This window comes from Flavobacterium sp. (assembly GCF_031363805.1).
Classification (GTDB): domain Bacteria; phylum Bacteroidota; class Bacteroidia; order Flavobacteriales; family Flavobacteriaceae; genus Flavobacterium.
In genome coordinates, this window is the sequence record NZ_JANLVD010000176.1 from 1 (window position 1) to 8,666 (window position 8,666).

7 protein-coding genes are annotated in these 8,666 nt (G+C 31.7%); 5 read left to right on the plus strand and 2 right to left on the minus strand.

The window, feature by feature from the left end; all coding sequences use genetic code 11:
- The first annotated feature begins 845 nt into the window (after positions 1-845).
- Positions 846-2,096 (plus strand): methionine adenosyltransferase, encoded by a 1,251-nt coding sequence (gene metK / locus RMN92_RS10010; RefSeq protein ID WP_309609310.1) that lies wholly within the window; start codon positions 846-848, stop codon positions 2,094-2,096.
- A 99-nt stretch (positions 2,097-2,195) separates the two neighbouring features.
- The gene (locus RMN92_RS10015) at positions 2,196-2,561 is read left to right on the plus strand and encodes a hypothetical protein (RefSeq protein WP_309609311.1); all 366 of its coding nucleotides are present in this window, start codon (positions 2,196-2,198) and stop codon (positions 2,559-2,561) included.
- A 271-nt stretch (positions 2,562-2,832) separates the two neighbouring features.
- Here the strand turns inward: RMN92_RS10015 and RMN92_RS10020 are convergent, their stop codons facing one another.
- Both RMN92_RS10020 and RMN92_RS10025 read right to left on the minus strand, forming a co-directional pair.
- Positions 2,833-5,544 carry a carboxypeptidase-like regulatory domain-containing protein gene (locus RMN92_RS10020; RefSeq protein WP_309609312.1) on the minus strand — a complete coding sequence of 904 codons (2,712 nt, stop codon included), beginning with the start codon at positions 5,542-5,544 and terminating at the stop codon, positions 2,833-2,835.
- 18 nt (positions 5,545-5,562) lie between these two features.
- Positions 5,563-6,450, minus strand: a complete 888-nt coding sequence (locus RMN92_RS10025) for a GLPGLI family protein (protein ID WP_309609313.1) — start codon at positions 6,448-6,450, stop codon at positions 5,563-5,565.
- 124 nt (positions 6,451-6,574) lie between these two features.
- Here RMN92_RS10025 and RMN92_RS10030 point away from each other — a divergent pair, with 124 nt between their 5' ends.
- From RMN92_RS10030 to RMN92_RS10040, 3 genes are read left to right on the plus strand one after another with little or no spacing between them, the layout of a single operon-like run.
- Positions 6,575-7,366 carry a hypothetical protein gene (locus RMN92_RS10030; protein ID WP_309609314.1) on the plus strand — a complete coding sequence of 264 codons (792 nt, stop codon included), beginning with the start codon at positions 6,575-6,577 and terminating at the stop codon, positions 7,364-7,366.
- Positions 7,366-7,980 (plus strand): deoxynucleoside kinase, encoded by a 615-nt coding sequence (locus RMN92_RS10035; RefSeq protein ID WP_309609315.1) that lies wholly within the window; start codon positions 7,366-7,368, stop codon positions 7,978-7,980. The genes RMN92_RS10030 and RMN92_RS10035 overlap by 1 nt, the downstream gene beginning before the upstream one ends.
- Positions 7,981-8,040: 60 nt before the next feature.
- Positions 8,041-8,481, plus strand: coding sequence for a nucleoside deaminase (locus RMN92_RS10040; RefSeq protein ID WP_309609316.1), 441 nt, complete (start codon positions 8,041-8,043; stop codon positions 8,479-8,481).
- Positions 8,482-8,666: the final 185 nt, after the last annotated feature.

Sequence of the window (8,666 nt, forward strand, 5' to 3'; positions counted from 1 at the left end):
GCATGGTCAGAATTGTTAAACACATAAGAAGAAGTTTGATAAATTGGGACAGCTCTAGTTCCTGTGTTTTTAGTAACGTCGTGTCCTGCGTGCAAAGCGTTTGTTGCGAATTTTTGTGTACTCATTTTTTTAGATATTTGGATTATTAGATTATTTGATTTTTCGATTATTTGATTGTTGGATTAGAATATAAAAAAAAGCTCTTTTGAAAATTGTCAAAAGAGCTTACAGTTTTACTATAATTAGAGATTAACTCTTTCGCTTTTGATAATGGTGGTTTGGTGCGCACATGCACATCATACAACACATCATCATTTTATTTGTTACTAAATTATTCATAAATTCTATTTTAGTTATTTTGTAAATAAAAAAACCTCTGCGATTTGCAGAGGTTCTATTTGTTATCTTTTAATTTAAAATTATACAATAGCATTCTCTGCGGAAATCTCCGACATCATACAACACATACTGCAAACATTAAAATTCATTTTGTTGTTACTTTGAAACACAAATGTAGATAAATTTTCTGTGTATGCAAATTTATTAGATTATTTTTCTAAATTTTATCAATAAAATTCAATTATATAGATTTAAAATCTAAAATAGTTGAATTTATTAAAAAATAAATCTAATGAAAGATTAAATATTAAAAGTGTAATTATTAAATTTAATCATAAAAAGTTAAGATTGATTTGCAATTCAATTTGGTTTTATACATTTGCACCATAATTAAGAGGAAAAATTTGAACTGATTGCAACCTCGTAAAAAAATGCTAAAGCAGAACTCTCTACTTTATCATTTCCTGCAATTTTTTCGTTTAATAAAATTTAATACTATATATATTATGGCTTATCTATTTACGTCAGAATCTGTGAGTGAAGGACACCCGGACAAAATAGCAGATCAAATCTCTGATGCACTAATTGATAATTTTTTAGCTTTCGACCCAGAATCGAAAGTGGCTTGTGAAACATTGGTTACCACTGGTCAAGTTTTTTTAGCTGGAGAAGTGAAATCGAAAACATATCTAGACGTGCAACAAATTGCTCGTGATGTGATCAAAAAAATTGGATACACAAAAAGTGAATACATGTTTGAAGCCAACTCTTGTGGTGTGCTTTCAGCGATTCATGAACAGTCGAGCGATATCAATCAAGGTGTTGAACGTACAAATCCCGAAGATCAAGGTGCTGGCGACCAAGGCATGATGTTTGGTTATGCTACCAATGAAACTGCAGATTACATGCCACTTGCCTTAGATTTATCACACAAATTATTGCAAGAATTGGCTGTTTTACGTCGTGAAAATAATGAAATTAAATATTTGCGTCCAGATGCAAAAAGTCAAGTAACATTGGAATATGACGACAATAACAAACCTTCGAGAATAGATGCTATTGTAATTTCGACACAACATGATGATTTTGATGAAGAAGCCAAAATGCTGGCGAAAATCAAATCTGATTTGGTTGGGATTTTGATACCTAGAATTATTAAAAGCAACCCACAATATGCTCACTTATTTAATGATAAAATCCAGTATCATATAAATCCTACTGGAAAATTTGTAATTGGTGGACCTCATGGAGATACTGGATTAACAGGTAGAAAAATCATAGTGGATACCTATGGTGGAAAAGGCGCGCATGGTGGCGGTGCTTTTTCAGGTAAAGATCCTAGTAAGGTAGACAGAAGTGCTGCTTACGCTACTCGTCATATAGCCAAAAACTTGGTAGCTGCTGGCGTAGCTGATGAAATTTTAGTTCAGGTTTCTTATGCCATTGGTGTTGCAAAACCAATGGGTATTTTTATTGAAACTTATGGCACTAGCAAAGTGAGCATGACCAATGGTGAGATTGCCAAAAAAGTGGAAGCTATTTTTGACATGCGTCCGTATTTTATAGAACAACGTTTAAAATTAAGAAACCCTATTTACAGCGAAACTGCTGCTTATGGGCACATGGGTCGCAAACCTGAAACCGTAACAAAAACATTTCACGCACCTGGGGGAAAAGAAAAAACGGTAACTGTTGATTTGTTTACTTGGGAGAAATTAGATTTTGTAGATAAAGTGAAAAGTGCTTTTGGGATTTAATTTTATCAAAACTTTATGAATTTTAAGAAATAATTATGAATGTGTTAAATTTTTTTTATATTTGTTTAGATAAATTATTAACCCTAAATCTATAAAGTTATGAAAAACCTACTTTCACTACTGTTTGTTGCTTTCTTATTATTGATTTCATGTTCAAAAAAGGATGATGTAGTTCCAGTTCCATGTTTTGATGATTCCTATACGGGAACATATAATGGTAACATAACCATCAACAGTGTCTCCAGTCAAGCAACTTTGAAACTTACAAAAAAAGCTTGTTATGAGGCCACGATGGAAAGTGCCGCCGATATAGGCGACAAAAACATCAATTCTATTACGCCAAATGGACAAAATGGTTACAATGGGAAATTGGTCATTGATGGAAGTGCTATTTCAATGAGTTTGAGTGGCAACACTATTACTATTATTGCCAATACAAAATATTCATTTGTTGGAACTAAATAAAAAAAGTTCCATTTGCAAATTGTAAACCCTGATTATTAATTTATTCAGGGTTTTGTTTTTTAGCCCCGATAGCAGTGGAAAGCCCACAGTTTTGATGGTTTAAATTTTTTGGCTTTGCAAAGCGACCAGAGGAAGCTCTTGCAAAGCCTTTAAAATTTTACCATCAAAACGAAGACTTGAAACGAATTGCTTCGCCAGTTCGCACTTTGCTTCGCCAATTCGCACTTTCAGGCTCGGGTCAGGCTCGGGTGCGGGAAAAGCTTCTAAAAAATTACAAATTATATTTCATTCCAAACATAATATATCGTGGCTGAACCACATATTGCGAGGTGCTGAAACGTGATTGATTGAAATTATCGTCGTTGAGCGATGTTGTATTTAGTAGGTTTGTTGCCGATAATTTATATTCCATTTTTCCTCCTTTTTTCTGATAAATAAGACTCGCACTCAAGAAATCATACTCGTTATCTACGGTTTTGATGTTGTTTGTATACTTGTAATATTCGTATTCTGAAACGAATGAAAAAGCGTCTAGGAAATAATAATCTAACTTAATTGACGGTGTTTTGGTAAAGAATTTATTGCCTTGATAATCATTGATTGTATAGCCATAACCCAACTCAATATTAGGTAATTCTTTATAATTTGTTGATGCTTTGAATGTATAATTTTGGGTGAAACTTTCGGCAGCTAAATTATTTCCGTTTTGAATATTATTAAATTTTGACCAATTCCCCGCAACTGTTAAGTTGGCTTTGTAGTATCTAAAAAATGAACGTCCGTAGTTTGCTGCGCCAGATAAAGTCTCGTCTGCAAAATTTGAATTAATTGCGGTGGCGGATTGATTGATTAAATTAAAGTTGGAAGCGTTTTTGACGGGATTCATCTTTTTTGAGTAGGAGATATTACCAAAAATATTCTCGAAATTGAACATATTATATTTGAAATATCGCAACGAATGGGTTTGCGAAGTGGCGTTTTCTAATTGTCTGTTTCCTCTGAAAATTGTATTGTAATTGCTTAAAACATTTCCTTCGGCAAGTCTGTTGATATCTGTAAAATCATTATTATAAGTTAAATTATACGTTAGTGTTTCTGCTTTTTTTATTTGAAATAACGCATACATATCTGGCAATATTCTGTAAAAATCTAGTTTGAAATTAGAACCCAATTGCTGATTGTCTGTTGTGAATTTATGCACAGAAAAACCTGGATTGAAAGTGAATTTTCCAGTAAGAAACTTATAATGCAAGCCTGCAAAAAAGTCGCTAAAATCGTATTTAACTTTATTTTTATTGGTATTGCCTACAATATTATTTGTATTGCCATTGTCTAAAACTTGAAATATTGAGGAGTTGAAATTTTGATGCGAATAAGTACTGCCTAACGTTAAATTGATATTGCTTTTTGGCGTTACCATATAGTAATAATCTAGCTTTGCATCCACTTTATTGGTTTGCACAAATCTATTTTGTTTTAAATCTGTTCTGTTTTGAAAAATATCATATCCTAAAGTTGATACAAACGGCTTATTTTGCAAATTTGCATTGTAAAAAGGATCTTCTTTTTGGTATAAATGCTGTAATTCGAATGCAAAAACATTTTTATCATTTTTGGTATAATAGGCATTGAAATTCTGATTGATAGAAAACGGATCTTGTTTTTTGTTGGTTATTATATTTTGGCTGTTTACAAAAATACTGTTTGGTCCGAATGTTTGTTGAAATAAGCTCGTATTTTCGTTTTGTTTAGATTGTTTTGCGAGAGCATCATAATCAATTTGTAATTTTGAATTGGGCTTGTAAGTAGCACTCAATTTGTATAATCCTAGATTATTTTTCTGTTTGGCAACTTCATCTCTTTTTTCTGAAGAGAAAACTGTTTTGGCATCTTCAGCTAAGAAACTAGTTTGACTTTTGGTTTGTAAATCTGTTTCGGTGGCAGATAATATGGCAAATCCTGAAATATTTAATTCTTTTGTTGGATTGTAAGAGAAATTTGTTGCGCCAAATTGCGTTGTGATATCTTTGGCGCGATTGTTTCTTAATAATGAAATTCCGAGATCGTTTGAGGAAACATTAAAATTTGTTCCGCCTTTTTTCATCATATTTTTAAAACCACCAGTAAACTTAAAGTAGTCTTGAACCGTAAACGGCAACTCTCCAATATTGTTGAAATCACCTATCAAATTAATACTATATTTTGGACTATAATAGAATAATTTTGGATTTATTTCGTACCTACTTTCTTGATGCCCAACTCCCGTTGATGCTGTCATGTCGCCAAACCAAAAATTCTTTTTTCCAGATTTTAGTTTGATATTCATGGCAACATTATCTTCATTATTTTCAAGACCTTTTAAAGCCCCAACTTCGTTAAAATTTCTTAAAACTTGCACTTTGTCTATTGCATCGGCAGGAATATTTTTTACGCCAAGTTTGGTGTCGCCATCAAAAAAATCTTTACCTTCCACCATCAATTTTGTTACTTTTTTTCCTTCTACTTCAACTTCTCCGTCTTTATTTACGGTAACTCCAGGTAGCTTTTTGAGCACATCTTCGAGTTTTCGCTCGGTTCCAGTTTTGAAAGAATCGGCATTATAAATTATCGTATCACCTTTTATGGAAACTGGCATTTCGCGTACAATTTCGACACCTGCCAATTGTGTAGCATCGTTATTTAAAGTTATTGTTTGCGAAATGTCTTCGTTTTTGGTGCTTATTGTTAAGTTTTTGGTTTTTAATCCTAAAAAGGTAAAACGTACATTGTAACTACTATTTGCTTTAAGCGATAACTGGAATCTGCCTTTATCGTTCGTTATCGAATAAGCATCGACAGCTTTTGTAGTTTGATTTACTGCCATGACATTTGCCATTTCTAAAGGTTCATTTAAGGTGTCTTTTACCACACCTTGAAAAGTAATATTTTGAGAAAATGCAATTATTGATTGGAAGAAAACCAAAAGAAGTAATATTTTTTTCATTGCAATTTTTTTCCTTAATTATCTTCCCATCCTCATCTGCATGCCGCCACGTCCTTGGTTCATTTCACGAAGTTCTTCCATTTTTTTAACAACAATTTCATCGTATTCTTTTTGAGCAATTTGAGTTCCTTTTGTTGGTGCTTTTATAACAACTTTTTCTTTGGCGTTTAGTACAATTTTGGAACATAAAATAGTTGTTTTTCCATCATTTACTTCAAGTATCAAACCTGGCAAACCCCAATAGTTTTCTGGCCCATTATTAATCGGAATTTCTGGACAATACCAAGCGGTTACTGTAATATCTTTTGGCATTTCAACCTCATCCATAAAACTTGTTTTCTTGTCTTTTGCCTCTACTTTATCAGCAGCTTTCTTTTCATCTTCTTTTTTGGGTCTAAAATTTCTAAAATCGGTTTTACTTGCTGGTCGAACTGCTGTTGCTTTCATGCATATATAACCACCAATTTCTCTGGTTTCACTTTCCATTTTCCACTTTAAAGTTGGTAGAGAATCTTTAACCAAAAATTCTTTTCCCATAAATTCTTTATCAACTACATATGATTTCTCTTTTACATTTTTGTAAAAAGTGCCTCCACCGCCCATCATAGAACTCATCATTCGCATACCGCCACCTTGAGTTCCAGGCGCATCGAGTTTTTCTTCTTCTTTATAAATAGAGGTATTTTTATCGAAATTAAAAATAAATGTTTTTTCAAACATACTTTTCATCCTTTCTTCAATGGTTTTTTGCATTTCGGGTGTAATATCTTTATTGCCTTCAAAGCGTTTTTTAAAATCAGCAGTACTGGTTTTGGATTCGTAAACCGCCATTCCTTGAAAATCTTTTTGAGCATTTGAAGCAATACTAGCTATAATTGCCATGAATACTGCGAATATATTTTTCATTATTTTTAGTTTTTATTTGACTTGACAAATATGACGATTGAAATCTATTTTTGTTACCAATGGATTGTTAAATAAAATTATTGCACATTTAATTTTATAAAAAGTTTAATTGTAATTTAGCTTTATGAAAAAAATTATTTTATTCTTAAGTTTAATCCATTTTTGTGTTTCGTATTGTCAAATTTCAAAAATCAATGCTTCGGTAGTAAAGGTGAAATTTGTTGAAGTAGATGATTTTATTGGTGAAGATGCTTTGGGTTTCAGTTACTATATAAAAGACAGCAATTTTATTAAGCTAAAAAACAGCGAAAACTGGCAATATACCAATATTGCTTTAGGAAAAATAAAAAGAGTTGATATCCAAAATCCCTTAAAAATTGTGATTTTTTACGAGAATTTCAATTGTGTGGTCATTCTTGATAACCAATTAAATGAAATTAAAAATATAAATTTTTCACTCGAAAATCAAGAAATTTCGGCTTCTGCAATCGGTATTTCATCTCAAGGAAATTTATGGGTTTTTAATAGTATAACCATGCAATTGGGATTGTACAATTATGAATCTGAAGTGTATAAAAAAATTGGGTTGCCATTTGATAAAAAAATTAAAAGCTACTCTTCAAATTTTAATACATTTTATTGGATTGATGAAAATAATAATTTTTACAGCTGTGATATTTTCGGGAAAGTGAATTTATTGGCTCAAATTCCAACTTACGATTCAATTTATATTGCTGATGAAAACACAATAGTTTTTGGAAACCAAAATGTTTTGTATTTAATGGAAGTTTCTAAAAACAAAATTTACGAAATAGAAATTTCCGAAAAAACGTTTAAGAATTTTCAATATAAAGACCAAAATTTATCTATTTTTACACCCAAAGGAATTACCAATTATAAAATCAATATACCATAATGCATATAGCAATAGCAGGGAACATAGGCGCTGGAAAGACGACACTTACCAAACTTTTAGCAAAGCATTTTAAATGGGAACCTCATTTTGAAGATGTAGTTGACAATCCTTATTTGGATGATTTTTACCATCAAATGGAACGTTGGAGTTTTAATCTTCAAATTTATTTCTTGAATAGTCGTTTTCGTCAAGTTTTACAGATTAGAAAAAGTGGCAAAAAAATTATTCAAGATAGAACTATTTATGAAGATGCACATATTTTTGCGCCCAATTTGCATGCCATGGGTTTGATGACCAATCGAGATTTTCAAAATTATTCTTCCCTTTTTGAATTGATGGAAGGATTGGTGGGTCCACCAGATTTGTTAATTTATTTGCGTAGTTCGATTCCGAATTTGGTAGGTCAAATCCACAAACGCGGACGCGAATATGAAAATTCTATTTCTATAGATTATTTAAGCAGATTAAATGAACGTTACGAAGCTTGGGTTCACACTTACGATAAAGGTAAATTATTGATTATTGATGTAGATAATGTTGATTTTGTAAACAACCCTGAAGATTTAGGAACAATAATAAACAGAATTGACGCAGAAATAAATGGTTTGTTTTAAATAATATTCTAACTCAGATCAACCTCAAACAAAAAACAAATATCGACTACAATTCAATTTATGGAAAACATATTCACTGACGAATATTTCATGAAAAAGGCACTGCAAGAAGCTGAACTGTCTTTTGAAAAAGATGAAATTCCTGTTGGTGCAGTTGTTGTTATCAATAATCGAATTATTGCCAAAACTCATAATTTGACCGGATTGCTAAATGATGTTACCGCTCATGCAGAAATGCAGGCGATAACGGCTTCTGCAAATTTTCTTGGCGGAAAATATTTGACCAATTGCACAATTTATGTTACCATAGAACCATGCCAAATGTGTGCAGGAGCATTGTATTGGAGCCAAATATCGAAACTGGTTTATGGAGCAAGAGATGAAAATCGAGGATTTATTAAAATGGGAACACAACTTCATCCAAAAACCATATTGGTTGGAGGAATTTTAGAAAATGAATGTGGTGCTTTGATGACTGCATTTTTTAAATCAAAAAGATAACTCAACTTTTAAATATTTCAAAAGAATTGATTATTAATTGGAATAAAATTATCGAGTTACATACATAAAAAACAATTATATTTACAGTAAAATATAGTAGATGGAAGCAATATTTAGGGGGGAGAATATTTTAGAGTTCATAAAAGCCTTTCCAGATGACAATAAATGTAGAGAAGTTATAGCAA